The organism is Streptomyces sp. NPDC018833 (assembly GCF_044390825.1).
GTDB lineage: Bacteria > Actinomycetota > Actinomycetes > Streptomycetales > Streptomycetaceae > Streptomyces.
The window spans coordinates 153,916-170,021 of record NZ_JBIRZM010000002.1; the positions used below are offsets into that span (position 1 = coordinate 153,916).

At 70.4% G+C, this 16,106-nt stretch carries 18 protein-coding genes; 3 read left to right on the forward strand and 15 right to left on the reverse strand.

Going from position 1 to position 16,106, the window contains the following annotated elements:
- Window positions 1–85: 85 nt before the first annotated feature.
- Window positions 86–1,333 carry an FAD-dependent oxidoreductase gene (locus tag ACH5AF_RS04610; RefSeq protein ID WP_398899924.1) on the forward strand — a complete coding sequence of 416 codons (1,248 nt, stop codon included), beginning with the start codon at window positions 86–88 and terminating at the stop codon, window positions 1,331–1,333.
- A gap of 28 nt (window positions 1,334–1,361) precedes the next feature.
- Here ACH5AF_RS04610 and ACH5AF_RS04615 read toward each other — a convergent pair whose 3' ends face one another.
- From ACH5AF_RS04615 to ACH5AF_RS04675, 13 genes are all read right to left on the reverse strand, one after another.
- Window positions 1,362–1,886 carry a TetR/AcrR family transcriptional regulator gene (locus ACH5AF_RS04615; protein ID WP_398900439.1) on the reverse strand — a complete coding sequence of 175 codons (525 nt, stop codon included), beginning with the start codon at window positions 1,884–1,886 and terminating at the stop codon, window positions 1,362–1,364.
- 162 nt (window positions 1,887–2,048) lie between these two features.
- Complete coding sequence (locus ACH5AF_RS04620; protein WP_398899925.1) at window positions 2,049–3,311, reverse strand: acyltransferase domain-containing protein; 1,263 nt, start codon at window positions 3,309–3,311, stop codon at window positions 2,049–2,051.
- An 11-nt stretch (window positions 3,312–3,322) separates the two neighbouring features.
- Window positions 3,323–4,159 (reverse strand): cyclase family protein, encoded by an 837-nt coding sequence (locus ACH5AF_RS04625; protein WP_398899926.1) that lies wholly within the window; start codon window positions 4,157–4,159, stop codon window positions 3,323–3,325.
- Window positions 4,156–4,716, reverse strand: coding sequence for a methyltransferase family protein (locus tag ACH5AF_RS04630; RefSeq protein ID WP_398899927.1), 561 nt, complete (start codon window positions 4,714–4,716; stop codon window positions 4,156–4,158). Before ACH5AF_RS04630 ends, ACH5AF_RS04625 begins: the two co-directional genes overlap by 4 nt.
- Window positions 4,713–5,696 carry a PfkB family carbohydrate kinase gene (locus tag ACH5AF_RS04635; RefSeq protein ID WP_398899928.1) on the reverse strand — a complete coding sequence of 328 codons (984 nt, stop codon included), beginning with the start codon at window positions 5,694–5,696 and terminating at the stop codon, window positions 4,713–4,715. Before ACH5AF_RS04635 ends, ACH5AF_RS04630 begins: the two co-directional genes overlap by 4 nt.
- Window positions 5,697–5,835: 139 nt before the next feature.
- Entirely contained in the window at window positions 5,836–6,291 is a 456-nt protein-coding gene (locus ACH5AF_RS04640; RefSeq protein ID WP_398899929.1) for an SRPBCC family protein, read from the reverse strand.
- Window positions 6,292–6,294: 3 nt separating this feature from the next.
- On the reverse strand, window positions 6,295–6,567 hold the full coding sequence (locus ACH5AF_RS04645; RefSeq protein ID WP_398899931.1) for an acyl carrier protein: 273 nt from the start codon (window positions 6,565–6,567) through the stop codon (window positions 6,295–6,297).
- A gap of 71 nt (window positions 6,568–6,638) precedes the next feature.
- Complete coding sequence (gene acpS, locus ACH5AF_RS04650; RefSeq protein ID WP_398899932.1) at window positions 6,639–7,130, reverse strand: holo-ACP synthase; 492 nt, start codon at window positions 7,128–7,130, stop codon at window positions 6,639–6,641.
- Complete coding sequence (locus tag ACH5AF_RS04655) at window positions 7,109–8,350, reverse strand: beta-ketoacyl-[acyl-carrier-protein] synthase family protein (protein WP_398899933.1); 1,242 nt, start codon at window positions 8,348–8,350, stop codon at window positions 7,109–7,111. The genes acpS and ACH5AF_RS04655 overlap by 22 nt, the downstream gene beginning before the upstream one ends.
- Window positions 8,347–9,648 carry a beta-ketoacyl-[acyl-carrier-protein] synthase family protein gene (locus ACH5AF_RS04660; RefSeq protein ID WP_398899934.1) on the reverse strand — a complete coding sequence of 434 codons (1,302 nt, stop codon included), beginning with the start codon at window positions 9,646–9,648 and terminating at the stop codon, window positions 8,347–8,349. Before ACH5AF_RS04660 ends, ACH5AF_RS04655 begins: the two co-directional genes overlap by 4 nt.
- Complete coding sequence (locus ACH5AF_RS04665; RefSeq protein WP_398899935.1) at window positions 9,645–10,727, reverse strand: methyltransferase domain-containing protein; 1,083 nt, start codon at window positions 10,725–10,727, stop codon at window positions 9,645–9,647. The genes ACH5AF_RS04660 and ACH5AF_RS04665 overlap by 4 nt, the downstream gene beginning before the upstream one ends.
- A gap of 9 nt (window positions 10,728–10,736) precedes the next feature.
- Complete coding sequence (locus ACH5AF_RS04670; RefSeq protein ID WP_398899936.1) at window positions 10,737–11,780, reverse strand: methyltransferase; 1,044 nt, start codon at window positions 11,778–11,780, stop codon at window positions 10,737–10,739.
- Complete coding sequence (locus tag ACH5AF_RS04675; RefSeq protein ID WP_398899937.1) at window positions 11,777–12,208, reverse strand: cupin domain-containing protein; 432 nt, start codon at window positions 12,206–12,208, stop codon at window positions 11,777–11,779. The genes ACH5AF_RS04670 and ACH5AF_RS04675 overlap by 4 nt, the downstream gene beginning before the upstream one ends.
- A gap of 934 nt (window positions 12,209–13,142) precedes the next feature.
- On the opposite strand from ACH5AF_RS04675, the gene ACH5AF_RS04680 reads away from it, so the two are divergent.
- Entirely contained in the window at window positions 13,143–13,505 is a 363-nt protein-coding gene (locus ACH5AF_RS04680; protein WP_398899938.1) for a signal peptidase I, read from the forward strand.
- Between the two features lie 403 nt (window positions 13,506–13,908).
- On the opposite strand, the gene ACH5AF_RS04685 is transcribed toward ACH5AF_RS04680, so the two are convergent.
- Both ACH5AF_RS04685 and ACH5AF_RS04690 read right to left on the reverse strand, forming a co-directional pair.
- Window positions 13,909–14,742 carry an SGNH/GDSL hydrolase family protein gene (locus ACH5AF_RS04685; RefSeq protein WP_398899939.1) on the reverse strand — a complete coding sequence of 278 codons (834 nt, stop codon included), beginning with the start codon at window positions 14,740–14,742 and terminating at the stop codon, window positions 13,909–13,911.
- A complete protein-coding gene (locus ACH5AF_RS04690) occupies window positions 14,729–15,298 on the reverse strand; it encodes a PadR family transcriptional regulator (RefSeq protein ID WP_398899941.1) in 570 nt (189 codons plus the stop codon). The genes ACH5AF_RS04685 and ACH5AF_RS04690 overlap by 14 nt, the downstream gene beginning before the upstream one ends.
- A gap of 94 nt (window positions 15,299–15,392) precedes the next feature.
- Here ACH5AF_RS04690 and ACH5AF_RS04695 point away from each other — a divergent pair, with 94 nt between their 5' ends.
- Window positions 15,393–15,842 (forward strand): nuclear transport factor 2 family protein, encoded by a 450-nt coding sequence (locus ACH5AF_RS04695; RefSeq protein ID WP_398899942.1) that lies wholly within the window; start codon window positions 15,393–15,395, stop codon window positions 15,840–15,842.
- Window positions 15,843–16,106 lie beyond the last annotated feature (264 nt).

The window sequence follows — 16,106 nt, forward strand, 5'->3', positions numbered from 1 at the left end:
CCACGGCTGCGCCTACCTGTGAGCCGTGCGCCCGGGGTGACCAGGCGCATGGCCCCTCCTCCTCCCACTCTCAGGAGTCATCGCGGTGCACACCGAATACACTCGCTGCGTCGTCGTGGGCGGTGGTCCTGCCGGCATGATGGCAGGCCTGCTGCTCGCCAGGCAGGGCGTCGAGGTCGTCGTACTGGAGAAACACGGCGACTTCTTACGGGACTTCCGTGGGGACACCGTCCATCCGTCGACGCTGCGGCTCATCGAGGAACTCGGCTGGATCGACGAGTTCCTCGCCCTGCCGCACAGCAAGGTGACCACCATCAGCGTGGAAACCCCGGCCGGGCGCACGGACTTCGCCGACTTTTCCAAGATCGGCGGCAAGCACCCGTACATCGCCTTCATGCCGCAGTGGGACGTCCTCAATTTTCTGGCAAGGAAGGGCAGCCAGTACCCCGGCTTCCGGCTCATCCAGAAGGCGGAGGCCACCGAACTGGTCCGCGACGGCGACGAGGTGCTCGGCGTGCGGGCCATGACGCCGAACGGTCCGATGGAACTGCGCGCGGACGTCGTGATCGCCGCGGACGGCCGGCACTCGGCCATGCGCGGGTCTGCCGGTCTCCAGCCGTCCGTCAGCCAGGCGCCGATGGACGTGCTGTGGTTCCGAATCAGCCGGCTGCCCGACGAACGGCTGACCTTCCTGCACACCGGGCAGGGCTTCGTGCTGATCACCATCGACCGCGGTACGTACTGGCAGATGGCCTACGTGATCCCGCAGGGTGCCTACGAAAAGGTGCGGGACGAGGGAATCGAGCGGCTCCGCGCCGACGTGAGCGCGGTCAACTCCGATCTCGGCGCGCGGATGTCAGAGGAGATCGGCAGCTGGGACGACGTGAAGCTGCTCACCGTACGGGTCGACCGGCTGCGGACCTGGCACCGGCCGGGCCTGTTGTGCATCGGGGACGCGGCGCACGCGATGTCCCCCGCCGGCGGCGTGGGCATCAACCTGGCCGTTCAGGACGCGGTCGCCGCCGCCCGCATTCTGGGGCCCGTGCTGCGCGCCGGGCGCGCTCCGGACCGGCGCGACCTGAACAAGGTGCAGCGACGCCGCGAACTTCCCGTACGAGCGGTCCAGTTGGCCCAGGTCCACATGCTCGCCGACCTGTACCCCAAGAACCGGCAGACCACCGTCGAACGGCCGCTCGCGGCACGTGTGGTGCGCCGATTCTCGTTCCTGAACAAGTGGACTGCCATGTTCATCGGTGTCGGCCTTCGCCCGGAGCACATCGGGCCCGCGATGGCCGGGGCCGGCGCGAGGGCGGGGCGCCGGACCGAGTCCTGACGCCAACCGACCCGGGCCCGCCGTCGGATCAGGCAGCGACGGCGGGCCACAGCGTGTCGAGAACCGTGTCCGCCCAGTCGGCGGGCACGGTTCCCTGCATCGCCGAGCGGGCGATGAAGGATCCGGCCAGCATGCTGACCACCGTGGGACAGTCGATTTCCGGCCGGAGATCGCCGTCGGCGATCCCCTGCTGGAGAGCCGTCAGCAGCACATCGATCCGCGGCTGCAGCACGCTCTCACGGAACGCGCGGGAGAATTCCGGGTCGTCCTCGTCGCCGCGCAGGAGAGCGGCCAGCGCACGCAGGCCCACGACTTCTTCGAGGCCCTGACGGAATTGCCCGAGAAGGAAACGAAGACGCTGCCTGGTCGAAAGGTCGGGCGGCGGTTCCGGAATTCCCTCGACGAAGCCGAGCGAGGCACGGAGAAGTTCGTAACGGTTGCGATAACGACGGTAGATCGTCGTCTTCGCGCAACCGGAATGGAGCGCGACGGCCTCCATCGTGACACCCTGCGGACCGCGCTCCCGCAGCAGTTGCAGCGCAGAGCCGACGATTACCCGGGAAACGTCCGCACTGCGCGGCCGGCCGGGTGTCGGGCGGCCATTTCTTTCCTGTCTCATTATCGGTAAGTGTACCGCCGGTCGGCCGGATTACCGGCCAGTTGCCTCGTCGGCCGCCGGCGTTCCCCGCGTCCTCGCGGATTTGTCGGCACGCCCTCAGGGACGTATCGGCGCACCCGCGGTGAAAAGCCGCCCGAGCCCGCGCAGCATCGCCTCGGCGCCGTCCGTGCTGCGGCCTATCGAGGCGAGCCAGAGCCGGTCCTCGCCGGGCAGACAGCGCGGGCCGAGACCGGCGAGTGCCCGGCCCGGACCGATCTCCACATAGACCGTGACACCGAGCGCGTCCAGTGACCGGATACCGGCGTCGAAACGCACCGGGCCACGCATGTGAGCGCTCCAGTGATCCGGATCGTCCAGCGCAGTCTGGCCTGAACTCTCCCCTGTCACCGTGGAGATCATCTCCACGCGCGGCGCGGACACCCGTACGCCGGACGCCGCGGATCGCAGCTCGTCGAGGAACGGCTCCTGGAGCGGCGAATGCAGCCCCTGCGGCACGGGAAGGGCGGACGTCCGCACCCCCAGAGCGGTCAGCCGCTCCACAACCACGGCCAGTTCGGCGGCTGAACCGGACAGCGACACGTCCTCCGGGGAGAGCACGGCGGCCACTCCCACCCGTGGAGCCGGCCCGGCGAGATCCGAGAGCACCCCGAGGACGAACTCCTCCCCGGCGCCCACCACACACATGGCGCCGTCGTCGACCCGTGCGGCCAGGCTGGTCTCCGCGGCCAGCAGCGTGACCGCGTCCTCGAGTGCGAGGGCACCGGCCAGATGGGCCGCGAGATACTCGCCGGAACTGAAGCCCATGACGGCGTCCGGCGCCACCCCCCGTTCCCGCCACAGCGCGGCCAGACCGCAGCCGACCGCGAACGTGGCGAGCGCCGCGTGCGGGAGGCGATGGATCTCGGGGCCCAGGCGGGATCCCGCCTCGAGCATCTCGGCAAGCGGTACCTTGACATACGGCGCCGCGGCCTGGGCACAGCGGTCGAAGGCCTCACGGTAGGCGGGTTCGGACCGGTACAGGTCCATGCCCATCCCGGCGAACTGTGCACCCTGGCCGCTGCACAGGAAGGCGATCCGCAACGGCTCGTCCGCGACCGTCCCGGCGGAGACCTCACGGACAAGGCCGCCGTCCACATACGCCGAGAGGCGGTCGGCCAGCTCGGCGGCGTTGTGACCGGTCACCGCGAGCCGGTACCGGTCACCGGGCTCGACGGCCGCGAGCGCGTCGGCGCACAGTGACCGGGGTGACCGGTCCTCCATGGAGGTGAGCGAGGAAACGTTCTCGCGGGCGAGTTGAGCGAGGGCCGCCGGGGTGCGGGCGGCCAGCGGAAGCAGATGGGCGGTCGGTTGCGCAGTCACGGGAATCTCCTTCAGCCGTCGGTACGCGCGACCGCGCGGCACCACGCCGCTCCCGCGTCGGCCAGCGCTATGGGGAATGCCATGAACGTGAACGGTCCCTCGGGCACATGCCGCAGTCCGCCCAGGCCCTCGATCTGGATGAACTCCCGCTCCCTGCCGTGCATGTGCGCGGGCCACAGCGCCGAGGAGTCGCGGGTGCCGAAGAACTTCTCCACCATCGCCCGGGCCGGCCCGTCGAAGCTCCAGCAGTCGGTGCCCAGCACCTTCACGCCGAGGTCGAGGAGATGGTCGACGGCTTCCGGAGTGATGGCGGTGGACTCGGTGTAGTACGCCGGGGTGCCGAGCCGGAGGTCGGAGTCGGTGCGGAAGAGCACCACCGTTCCCGCCCCCGGCTGGGTCCCGGAACGCTGCAGCGCCTCCTTGACGTGCCGTTCGGTGACCGTTCCGCCGCACTCGCGCACGTCCAGCACGAGCCCGGGACCGCAGAACCACTCCAGCGGCAGGTCCATCACCTTCTTCGCGGGCTGTCCCTCGCACGTCGGCCCGTAGTGGAAGGGCGCGTCCACATGGGTGCCCTGGTGCACGGACATCCGGTAGAACTCGTTGGACAGGAAGCAGCCGCCGGGCACGTCCTGCGCACTCAGTCGGCGGCGGCCCGACAGCCAGCGCAGATAGTTGACGATCCGGTCGCGCCGGGTGTCGCCGGGCAGCGCCCGGATACGGCGGGAGAGGATGCCGACACCCTCCTCGTGCAGCCACTGTTCGAACTGCACGCCGGGTGACCGGCGGCGGACCGGGATGCTCAGATCGGTGTACACAGGGCCGGAGCCGATGCTGTGGGTGGTCACGGTCGAACCTCGTTCGCAGCAGAGTCGTTCGCGGACGTACCGGTGCGTGCACCGGATGCGGGGGCGCGGGTCCGCCCCGTGCGGAGGGAGGGCAGCCATGACGGCACGGACCGGCGGTAGCGGGCGTACTCCTCGCCGAAGGTCGCCAGCAGACTCGGTTCCTCGACCCGGACCGCGGCGATGTACGACACGGTGAACACCACGGCCGCCCAGACGGCGACGGAAGAAGCGGGCCACAGCAGGGCCTCGCCGACGAGAACCAGCGTCATTCCGGCCGCCATCGGGTTTCTGACGACCCGGTACCAGCCGTCGGTGACCAGATGGTCCGGCGGCAGATCCCCCAGCGGGGTGGACTGGCGCAGATAGACCCGGTCCACGGCGAACGCCGTCATCCACGCGCCCAGCAGGACCAGCACGATCCCGGCCGGGAGCGCGGCCGCACCGGGCAACGGCACGGCAGGGCCCGGCAGCCCGAGACCCAGCAGGGTGGGCACGACGCCCGCCACCACCAGCGGGACCGCCAGCGGGCCGGCTCGCAGCGTACGGCCCCGGCTCATGCGGCGCCCGCCATGACCAGCGCACCCGCCGTCGCGGGGCCGTCCCCGTAGACGGCGCGCATCCGGTCCAGAACGCCCATGGCCGCCGGGCCGTACTCCTGCGTCCCCACGGTCTCCAGGGCGAGTGACGCCACGACGCAGCCGAGCCGGCAGGCGTCCTCCGGTGCCAGGCCGCGCGCGATGCCCGCGAGCATCCCGGCGCGCAGCGCGTCGCCCGCGCCGGTCGCGTCCGCCACGGCCACATCGGGCACCGCGGGCACCACGACCGGCTCGTGCCCGTCGCGTTCGAGCAGCACACCGTCGGCCCCCAGGGTGGTCACCCAGGTGCCGACGGAGTCCAGGATGCGCCGGGCGCCCCAGCCGGACCGCTCCTGGAGCAGCCCCGCCTCGTACTCGTTGGTGAACAGGTAGTCGGCCCCGCCGATCAGGAACTGGACGTCGCCGCGGCTCATGCCGGTGATCTGCTGCGAGGGATCGGCGGCGAACCCAATCCCTGCCGTCCGGCATTCCTCGGTGTGCCGCAGCATCGCGGCCGGTTCGCCCGGTGAGACGACCACGAGGTCGAGACCGCCGGCACGTTCGGCGACCGGACCCAGCGGGATCCCGGCCGCGGCGCGCATCGCGCCCGCGTGGAAGGAGCCGATCTGGTTCTGCTCGACGTCGGTGGTGCAGACGAACCGCGCGGTCTGTTCGTGCGGCAGCACGCTCACCGAGCCGGTGTCCACACCGTGCTGCTCGAGCCAGCTCCGGTACTCGTCGAAGTCCGCGCCCGCCGCACCGACCAGCATCGGTGTCAGTCCGAGGACACCGAGGCCGAAGGCGATGTTGGCACCGGCCCCGCCACGACGGATGTCGATCCGGTCCACGAGGAACGACAGGGACAGCACCCGCAGCCGCCCGGCCACGAGCTGCTCCGTGAAACGTCCGGGGAAGTGCATCAGATGGTCCGTCGCGATCGATCCGGAGACGGCGATTCGCATGGCGGTGTGCCTCCTGGCGGAAGAGGGTGCGTGGCTCAGGGGGCCGGCGGGGGAACGGCTGCTCCGCCGCGAGAGAGGGGAGCAGCCGCACGGCCCTGGGGGTTTCGCCGACAGATCTCGGCCGGTCACCCCTCGGTCGTCAGGACGCCTTCACGGCGCCCGATTCGATCTTTTCCTTGATGTTGACCTGGTTCTCGACGGTGTGCGTCTGCATGCGCTGAAGGACGGTGTCCAGCGGGACGGTGAACGCCTCGTCCAGTTCGAAGTCCTGGATCCAGGTCATCCGCGTTCCCGACGGGATCGCCGTGCACGTCCACTTCAGGTGCATGAAGCCGAACGGGAAGAGCGGATCACGCCGTTCGGCGACGGCCACCAGCTCGCGGTGGTCCACCAGCCGCCAGGAACGCCAGCTGTTGCCCTCCTCGTTGGTCAGCTCGAAGACGATCTCGGTCCAGCGGCCCTCGCGCTCCTGCGAGATGACGACGGCCTTGTGGTACTCGTTGAAGATCTCGGGCCAGCGGGCGATGTCGTTGATGATGGCGAAGACGTCCTGCGGGTCCGCGGCGATGTCGATGGTGTTCTCGATCCTGGGCACGTCTCATCCCTCCGTCGCGGCCACGCCGGCGGGCACGCCCGGGGAGCGCAGCCGGGTCACACAGGCGACCATGTCGCCCAGGGTCTTGAAGGCACCTTCGCCATCCGCGTCGATGGAGATGCCGAAGTGCTCCTCCAGTGCCACGACGATCTCCACCATCTCGGTGGAGTCGATGTCCAGGTCCTCCGCGAGCCGTGCCCCGTCGAGGAGTTCGTCCTCCTGGAAACCGACCTCGCACATGACCGAGACGACTTCGCGGCGTATGTCCGTGTCCATGTGTCCTTCCATTCCTTCGCTTCCTTCGCTGATCCGGCCCGGGCGCGATTCTGTTTCGGGGGCGAGAGTTGCTAGCTCGCCAGAGCCACGGCGACCGCCACGCCCGCTTCGTGGGTGATGCTCAGGTGGAGCGCTGTGAGCCCGGCCATCCGGAAGGCCTCCTGGGCACGGCCGGTGAGCAGGGGCAGCGGCTCACCGGAGCCGCCGCGGGTGATCTCCACGTCGTGCCAGCCGGCCCGTGTGCCGTATCCGGTGAGCGTCTTGCGGACCGCTTCCTTGGCGGCGAGCCGGCCGGCGATGCAGTTCAGCCGGTACCCGGCCGACGTGCCCGCGCACAGGGCGCGTTCGGCGGGCGTGAGCAGCCGGGCGACCAGCCGGTCGCCGCGCCTGGCCACCAGGGTCTCCAGCCGGGCCACATCGACGACGTCGATCCCGACGGCCCGCACCCCGGCCGGAGCGAGCTCCTCCGACGGCCTCGGCGGACGCGGGACGGACCACGGGTTGGCGATCCGGCGCGCCACCTCGTCGGCGACCGAGGCGCTCAACTGCGCAGCAGCAGACATGCGTTGACACCTCCCAGGCCGCGGGAGACGACCAGGGTGTGTCCCCACGAGCCGGTCCGACGTGCCTCGCCGCGCACCAGGTCGAGATCGATACCCGGTGCGGGGCGGTCGAGGTTGGGCGTCGGAGGGATCAGGCCCTCGCGCATCGCGCTCAGTGCCAGCACCGCGTCCGCGGGGGCCGCGCCTCCCAGCAGATGTCCGAAACCGGCCTTGGGCGCGGTGACCGGCAGGTGGTCGGCGTCCGCGCCGAACGCCTCCCGCAGCGCGTACCCCTCGGTGACGTCCTCGAAGGGCACGCCCGAGCCGTGCGCGAACACCGCTCCGATGTCCCGGGCCGTGACACCGGCCCGCTCGACCGCCGTCGTCATGGCCCGGCCCAGCACCTCGCCGGTGGGCTCGACGGTGTAGTACGGCATGTAACCGTCGGTGCTGACGCCCCAGCCGCCCAGCTCACCGTGAATGACGGCGCCGCGCGCCTCGGCGGTCTCCCGCCGCTCCATGATCAGGAAGACGGCGCCCTCGGCGAAGACGCTGCCACCGTGGCCCGCGTCGAACGGACGGTACAGCTCATGCGGCTGGAGACTGGCCCGGCTCTTCGCGCCCAGCCCGCTGGTCTCCAGACACAGCCAGCCGTACGGCGACAGAGGTGCCTCGACGCCGCCGGCGATCACCATGTCCGCGTGGCCCCGCTGGAGCGACTCGGCGGCGCCGATCAGGGCGTACGCACCGCTCGCCCGGTCCGCCACGAAGGTCCGGGCCGGCCCCTTGATGCCCTGGTCGATGCAGATGTTGCCCTGCGGCGCCGCGGGGAACCAGGCGGTCGCCTGGTACGGACTCACCGCACGGGGGCCGTCGGTCCACAGCTTGCGGAGCTCGCGCTCGGCGAACTCCCAGCCACCGAGGACGTTGCCGACCATGACGCCGGTGCGCTCGGCCGGGACGTCCTCGCCGACCGTCAGACCGGCGTCGGCCAGTGCCTGCCGCACGGCGTGCACCGCGAGATGAGTGAATCGGTCGGTGCGCTTCACGAACCGCGAGGGCAGGTGGTCGCGCGCGGAGAAGTCGGCCTGTCCGGCGGCGGTGCACGCGTAGTGGGCCGCGTCGAACCGGTCGATGCCGGTGATCCGCCGCCGTCCTTCGCGGACGTCCGCCCACAGCGGCTCCACACCGGCGCCGGACGGCGTGACCGCGCCGATGCCGGTGATGACGATCGCGCTCATCGGGTGGCCTCCTCGGATGCCGTGGGAACCGCGCGGGTGACCATGGCCGCGTGCAGTCCGGCGAAGCCGCTGGCGTCCTTCAGGACGGCGTCGCCGTGCCACGGCCTGCCCGTGCCGGGCACGTAGTCCAGATCGCAGGTGGGGTCGGGCGTCTCGTAGTTGGCGGTGGGGTGCACGAAGTGCCTGCGGTGGGCCAGTGCGGTGAGCACGATCTCCATGGCGCTCGCGGCCGAGAGCGCGTGGCCGAGCATCGACTTCGCGGAGTTGACCGGGATCTGGTGGGCGCGTTCGCCGAGCGCGAGCTTGAGGGCGCTGGTCTCGCAGGTGTCGTTCTGCGGGGTGGAGCTGCCGTGCGAGCTGACGTGGTCGATGTCCTCCGGCCGCACCCCCGCGTACTCCATGGCCTGAGTCATGGCGCGGGTCAGATCGGCTCCGTCGGAGAGCAGGTCCGTCATGTGCACGGCGTTCGAGGTGTGCGAGAAGCCGGATATCTCCATGTACGGGGTGGCGCCGCGCCTCAGCGCGTGCTCCTTCTCCTCCAGGACGACGATGCCGCAGCCCTCGCCGAGCACGAAGCCGTCGCGCCCTGCGTCATAGGGCCGGGACGCGGCCTCGGGACGGTCGCCGTAGGCACGCGAGAGACAGCTGATGATCTCGAAGGAGGCGACGGTGACGGGCGTGATGGGGGCCTCGCTGGCGCCGGCGATCATCACATCGGCCTCACCGTGGCGGATGGCCTCGAAGGCATGGCCGACGGCGTCGATGCCGCCGATGCAGCCCGTCGACAGGGTGACGCAGGGGCCCTGCGCGGCCAGGAGTGCGGAGAGCACGACACCGGGCGTGTTGGACATGGATGCCAGATACAGCCCGCGGCCGGCCAGGGAGGGGTCGATGGGCTTGCGCCCCCGGTCGGTGACGGCGAGAAACTCCTCCTCCATCTTCGGGGTTCCGCAAATGGCCGTCGACAGCGATATTCCGGCACGCTCGGAAGCGTACTTCCCGGGTTCGAGACCGGCGTCGCCCAGTGCCTGAAGGGCGGCCGCGACCGCGAATTGGGAAAACCTGTCGAGACGTTGCACCTCGGGCGGCAGCGCCGGTATGTGGTCCTCGAAGTCCGGGACCTCCGCGATCGCGTCGGAGATGAATTCGAAGGAACCGAAGAGATCCGAAACCGTGATCTCGGAGAGGGATTTGGTGACGCTCTTTCCTGCTGACACGACGTCCCACAGGGCTTCTGTTCCAACGCCTGCCGGGCTGACCACTCCCAGCCCGGTGACCACAACTTCTCGCATATTCATCGCCTCTGTCCTGTCAGGGCCGTGACCAGCCCCCGTGTGACGGTCTGTTTCGGCACGAGTCCGGACTGCTCCATCGCAGCGCGGCAGTCGGCAGGGTCCCGGAGCCCACCGTGAGGGGTGTTCACCAGCAGGCTGAGATCGAGCATCGCGCGGGGCAGCGGCGGACCGCCGGGCCCGGCCCGCATGATGTCCGCGAACAGCAGCGTTCCGCCCGGGCGCAGCATCCGGGCGCAGCCGTCGATCATCCGGGCGGTCTCGCGCGGCCCCGCGAACCTTCCGGCGTGGGCCATCACGACGGTGTCGAACGTGCCGTCGGGAAACGGCTGCCGCGGCCCGAAGTCGCCCGGGACGAAGCTGAACCGGCCGGCCGCCGCCGGGCTCTGCGACGCATGGCGCCGGGCGACCTCCAGCAGCCCCGGCACGTCATGCGCGGTCACCTCGGCGGCCGGGTCGGCGGCGGCGAGCGCGATGCCCCACTCGCCGCTGCCCGCGGTGTAGTCGAGAACCCGTCCGGCGGGCCGCAGTCCGAGGTCCGCCACCACGGCGGCGGCCATCGGCGCGGCCAGCGGGAAGGCTCCGGCGAACATGCCGGGGTGGCGGCCGCGTTCGCCGGGAGGCCCGAGCCGCGACCCGCGGGCGCCAGTGCGCACCGCGTCGGTGAGACGGGCCCAGTTGTCCCACTGGTCCAGCACCTCGGTGAAGTGGTCACCGAGATCTCCCGGCCTCCCCGGGACCAGGTACTCCTCGGCCAGTGGTGTCAGCCGGCGCCCGGTGGCCTCGTCCCCGGCGACGAGGTCGAGATCCGCCAGGGCGTTCAGCAGCCGGGTGAGAGCGCCGGTGTCGCAGTCCAGCACCGACGCGAGCTCCCCGTCCGGCCGGGGGCCGCCGGCGAGTTCGGTGAACACGCCCAGTTCGACGGCCGTACCGAGCACCCGTGCGCGGGCGAAGCCGAAGTTCAACGCGAGCAGGGGTCCCGGATCCGGACGGCGCCCGGCATCGGGGTGAGCCGCGTCGGTTCCCTGCGCTCCGCCGGAAGCCGTGGGGCTTCCCTGGACGCCGCGCTGAGTGTCGCGTGTCACCGACCGCCCCTACTTCGTCGCCACGACGAGACCGGAGAGCAACGAGATGTTGCTGGTCTCCACCGAGCTGAAGCCGGCCTCCTTGACCCAGCCGATGATGTCCTCGTCGTCCCGGACCTCGCCCTCCTCGGTGTTGACGAGGAGGATCAGGCCGAACATGTACGGGAACAAACCGGTGGCCAGCGACGGCATGTGCGCGTGCACCAGCAGCCGCCCGCCTTCGGGCAGATGGTCGTAGATACGCTTGATCAGGTGCGAGGCGCGCTCGGGGCCGTAGCCGTCGAGCACGTGGGACAGCAGCACCGTGGAGCTCTCGGGCCACGTGTCGTTCATGATGTCCGCGGGGTGCGGCGTGACCTGATCGCCGATACCGGCGTCCGCGACGTTCGTGCGGACGAGGTCGATGACCGCCGGGTAGTCGAGCGACGTCACCTTGAGGCCGGGATTGTGGCGGGCCAGTGCGATGGAGTAGTCGCCGGAGCCGCAGCCCAGGTCGATGATGTGGTCGACGCCCTCCAGCGGGGCGGCCTTGGCCAGCTTGTCGGCCTGCAGACGCGAACTGACGCGCATGGCCTGGATCAGCCGCGCGGTGCCCTCGCGGCCCTCGCCCGCAGCCGCGCCCTGGTCGCGGTATCCCTGCTTCAGCACGCGCTGGTTCAGGGAGGCGTTCTCCCGCACCGCGTCGGCGAGCTTGTCGAAGTGCGCGAAGTGCTTGTTCTGGTGCTCGGCGAAACCTCCCATGTACTCGGGCCGGCCGGCCACCAGATAGCGGGAGGTCTCGGCGGTGTTCGTGTACGCCTCGCCGTCACGCCGGACGAGGTCGAGACCGGTGAGCGCAACCAGCAGGGCGCGGGTCGGGCGCTGCTCGAGACCGAGACGGTCGGCGAGCTCGCCGATCGTGAGCGGGCCCTTCTCCAGGTTCTCGAAGACGCCGAGGTCGAGGGCGGTGAACACGGCCTTGGACTGCAGGTAGGCGGTCAGGATGCCGTGGACCCGCGAGGAGTCCTCAGCGGTGCCAGCCACCGGCGTCACGGGGACGGATGCGGTCGTCACTTGCCCTCCTGGGAGCTCGCGTACTCGGGAAGCTGCGTGTACTCGTACGGGTCGTCGGAGAGGAAGAAGTTCCGGACCGGCGGCCGCTCGCAGGGCGCGACGACCAGGAACCGGCAGGACTGGTCCGGGCCGGTGACAAAGCCGTGCGGCTCGTTCCGGGGAATGAACACGGCGTCCCCGGGGCCCACCTGCTCGGTACGGCTCTCGCCCGGCATCACAAGGCCCATCGAGCCCTCGATGACATAAATTTCGTGCTCCCACTCGTGGTAATGCGGCGGAGTGGAACCGTTGGGTGCGAGCTCGAATTCCGTGAGGACGAACCGGTCCGCGCCGTCCGGGGTGTCGATGAGCTTGCGGTGCAGCGCCTCTTTCGCTCCCGGTTCCCTGACGACTTCCGCTTTCACGTCCGTCCTGTGGACCTTCTTCATCGAATTCCCTTCGCCATCTGCACTCGTGATCTCGTGCCTGACGCATTCGAAACTAGACGCGGTTCGACGGGTTTTCGATGGGCACACCTCCCGGCCGGCCCGTGGCATCTGCCCGTGGTGGGCAGGGATGTCCGCCCAGGTGTCCGGGACATGTGCCCAAGGCGCAAGCGAGGGTCGCCGCCCGGCCGGGGCAACCGGAATCCGCGGAGCGGCTCCGGGGAGCGGCTCCGGGGAGGACGCACGAGACGCCGATGGCACCGGCTGCGCATCGCCGTGGCTCCCGGCGGCTTCCCCCGCGGATGGCCGCGGTCCGCGCCGTGGTTGGGGGCGTCGTGGAAGCGTCTGCCCGCACGGCGGGGTCCTCGTCTGCCGGTTTCACTGCGGACGGCGTCACCCCGTGCTGGGTGGACGAGTTCGGTACCGTGGCGCCGTCGAGTGGCGGAAGGCCTCGGGCTCGCAGGGGCGGCAACGATGCCGGCAAGAACTGACACCGCAGCGCCGACCGTGCCCCACCGCTCTGGGCAGGCAGTACGCGGGAGGCAACGGCAGCACAGTCTGTCCGTCTGTTGACCGGGTTAGTGTGTGGAGGTGGGTACCGAACGCGTGCACACCGCGATCCAACTGCCTGAGGGATCCTGGTGGGACTGGGAAGTCATCGTCTGTCGCTGCCGCCAGGCCAGGCGGCCGAGATGGCAGCACGCCTCCGCGAGGCGGTTGTCGCCCGGGGCGTCCGCAAGGAGGGGTGACCGGCGTCCGGGCCGTTCCCAGCCGACCGCGCACTTCACGATCTTGCTGGCCGGGACCGGTCGGCCCTTGGATGCGGCCACCGTTGATCATCGGTGTGTGAAGACAAACGATCACGCGATGGCCGTCGCGGGGAAAGCATCAGCCAAGCTGATCGCTGCGTCGGGCGCGGCTGCTAGCGTCTGAGAGCGTGAACGACAGCGTGTACGTGGGCAATGCGGGGAAGGACGCGGCACTGGACCGGGGATGGCTCCTGGGGCACTTCAAAAGTGCTGACGACCCCCGCCACAGTACGGACATCAAGATCAAATGGGGCGTCCACCCGCGCGGTGACAAGCGCATGCACTGGGTGAACGGCGAGGTCAGAACGGCTCTTCTCGTCCTCGTCAGCGGGCGCTTCAGGGTCGAACTTCCCGATCGGAGCGTGCTGCTGAAAGAGCAGGGCGATTACGTGGTCTGGGGACGCGGTGTCGGCCACTCATGGTGTGCGGAAGAAGAATCGGTCGTGCTGACGGTTCGGTGGCCGTCCATACCCGGCTACGCGACCCCGTAGGCACGAGACCGGGAGTCGCTTCCCCTTCGATCTCGCCTCGTCGCCGCTCTCCTGGTCTACGAAGGTGCTTCCATGACGGATGACGAGGTGGTCGAGGCAGTCCGCGATCGTGCCGCAGCGGCGAATCTGCCGGCCCCGGAAACTCCCGCGGCGGTTCGGGAAGCCTCCCAGCCCGACCCCGTCCCGCGCACCGCGGTGTGCTCGTCCAGCGGCGCACGGGCCTGGCCCTAGGACAGCCGGGCCGGCCCGGTGTCGGGGCAGACACCGCGGGGGCTGACGACCTCGCCCGGCCCGGGGCGGCGGTGGGTGACGAACACCGGCCGCCGCGGCTCGGCCCGGGCGTCGGCTGCCGGTCCGCACGGGGCCGACGAGACGTGTTCCGCCGTCGGCACCCGCGCTGCCCTCAACTCCGTACGGGCTCAAGGTGCGGGCGTTTGGCCGTGCGGGCATCGCCTGTTGAGCGGCCGCGCAGGCGTCTGCCCAGCCACGGGCCGAGGAAGGTGCCGGCCCAGCGCAGTTCGGCGGTGATGGTGCTCCATCCCGTGGGCCAGGGAGTTTCGGGAGGGGGCAAGGGGTGCGTCCACGTGTCGTCGCTGCCGGGCAGGGCGAGGGCGTGGGCCATGGCGGCAGCGATCCGCTGGTGGCCGAGCGGGCCGGCGTGGAGTCGGTCCGGGCTCCACAGGCGGGGGTCGGTGACCACGGGATGACGGCTGGTCTCGGCGACGATCACGCCGTGGCGTCGGGCCGCTCGGCGGATACGGTCGTTCAGAGCCGTGACGCGGGAACTCAGCGGCCGGGCAAGCGGGGTGACACGCGCGATGTCGGGGAAAGTGAGGGTGGCGACGCGGGCTCCCTGAGCGGTGAGTGCGGCGAACATCGCCTCGAGGTGGCCGGCGACCTCATCGGCGTCGAACCGCGGCCGCAGCAGGTCGTTGACCCCGGCGACCACGGTGGCCAGGTCGGCGCGCAGGGCAAGGGCGGGAGCGAGCTGCTCGGCGCGTACCTGGTGGGCCAGGCGTCCTCGTACGCCCAGATTGGCGTATCTCAGACCGGCGTGATGCTCTGCGAGGTGTTCGGCGAGCCGGTCGGCCCATCCACGCAGTCCGACGGTGTCGTCGCCGTCACCGAGTCCCTCCGTCTGACTGTCGCCCAGGGCGACATAGCGCAGGTCGGCGCGGGGTAGGTCGGCGCGGCGCAGATCGGCGCGGGGCAGGTCGTGCGGCTCATCGCCGGGCATGGATGCCTTCTCTCTCCCGCAGGATGGTGACCGTACGTACGCACCAGTCGTGGTTGCCCCGCTCGAAGGCGAGGCCGCGCAGGCAGGTCAGGTAGGGGCCGATGCGCTCGCCGTGGCGCAGGAACTCCTCTTCGGTGCGCTCCCCCCGCATGGTGTGCAGCAACTTGGTGAACACCTCGACCTTGGCCTGTGCCATGGCGGCGCGTTCGGTGAGCTGACCGATCAGCGTCCGGGTGTCGACGTGGTCGGCGGCCTGGACTTTGACGACGAGGTCGTCGCGCAGGAACGACGGCTTGGCGGCGGTGCCGGTGAAGTGGTCCAGCTCGGCCAGGCCTGCGTCGGTGACCTTGAACAGGCGCTTGTTGGGCCGGGTGTCCTGGACCACTTCACGGCCCGTGATCAGCCCGTCCTTCTCCAGCCGGGTCAGCTCGGCGTACACCTGCTGGGGCTGGGCGTGCCAGAAGTTGGCCACCCCGAGGTCGAACGCCTTGACCAGCTGGTACCCGCTCAGCTCCTCGTCGAGCAGTGCCGCCAGAACCGCGTGCCGCAGCGCCATCGGGTCGCTTCCTCCTTCTTGCGTCCGCTCACGAACACCTTCATGATACTCATGAATCTGACTAGTCACATTCATGAGTATGGAGGGGTACGTCATGACCACAGCCGATCGCTTCCGCGCCGCCGTCGAGAGCCGTGATCTCACAGCCCTGGAGGACCTGTTCACCGACGACATCCGCCTCTACAGCCCCGTGAAGTTCACGCCCTTCGAGGGCAGGCCCATGGTGCTGGGCCTCTTCGGGGTCCTCCTGCGCACCTTCGAGGACTTCCGCTATGTCGGCGGTTTCGCCGGCACAGCCGAGACGAGCGCCGACGGCACCACCTCTCCCTCGGAGGTGCTCCTGTTCCGGGCCACCGTCAACGGCAAGCAGATCCACGGCATCGACCTGCTGCACTTCCACAGCGACGGCCGGATCAAGGAGTTCACGGTCATGGTCCGCCCGCAGTCGGCCGTCCACGCCTTGGGCGAGGCGGTCCTCGCCGGCCTGATCGACGACGGCCTGGTCCCCGCGCCCGCGGTCCCCGCAGGGCGGCAATCGGCGTAGGGGCGGGCCGAGTCGACCGCGTAGGGGCAGGGTACGGGGAACGGCCGAGCCGGCCCACAAGGCTCATTCCGGACCCGGCGTGGCCCGGCCCGGGCCGGCGGCATTGATGCCGCCGGCCCACGCTGGCGCACAACGCCTCCGCGGAACGGATCGTCGACGAGGCGCTGAAGTACCGGCCGATCGCGTCGTGAGACGCGAACGCCCTTTGCCGCGGGCTCTGGTGCCAGTGGTCGGAGGTGGCGGAACACAATGACGTCGACCTCG

Coding starts and splice junctions, on each gene's coding strand:
- ACH5AF_RS04695 (WP_398899942.1), top strand. CDS start 15,393: ATGACCACAGCCGATCGCTTCCGCGCCGCCGTCGAGAGCCGTGATCTC.
- ACH5AF_RS04660 (WP_398899934.1), bottom strand. CDS start 9,648: ATGAATATGCGAGAAGTTGTGGTCACCGGGCTGGGAGTGGTCAGCCCG.
- ACH5AF_RS04690 (WP_398899941.1), bottom strand. CDS start 15,298: ATGGCGCTGCGGCACGCGGTTCTGGCGGCACTGCTCGACGAGGAGCTG.
- ACH5AF_RS04635 (WP_398899928.1), bottom strand. CDS start 5,696: ATGCGAATCGCCGTCTCCGGATCGATCGCGACGGACCATCTGATGCAC.
- ACH5AF_RS04645 (WP_398899931.1), bottom strand. CDS start 6,567: ATGGACACGGACATACGCCGCGAAGTCGTCTCGGTCATGTGCGAGGTC.
- ACH5AF_RS04655 (WP_398899933.1), bottom strand. CDS start 8,350: ATGAGCGCGATCGTCATCACCGGCATCGGCGCGGTCACGCCGTCCGGC.
- ACH5AF_RS04685 (WP_398899939.1), bottom strand. CDS start 14,742: ATGCCCGGCGATGAGCCGCACGACCTGCCCCGCGCCGATCTGCGCCGC.
- ACH5AF_RS04675 (WP_398899937.1), bottom strand. CDS start 12,208: ATGAAGAAGGTCCACAGGACGGACGTGAAAGCGGAAGTCGTCAGGGAA.
- ACH5AF_RS04630 (WP_398899927.1), bottom strand. CDS start 4,716: ATGAGCCGGGGCCGTACGCTGCGAGCCGGCCCGCTGGCGGTCCCGCTG.
- acpS (WP_398899932.1), bottom strand. CDS start 7,130: ATGTCTGCTGCTGCGCAGTTGAGCGCCTCGGTCGCCGACGAGGTGGCG.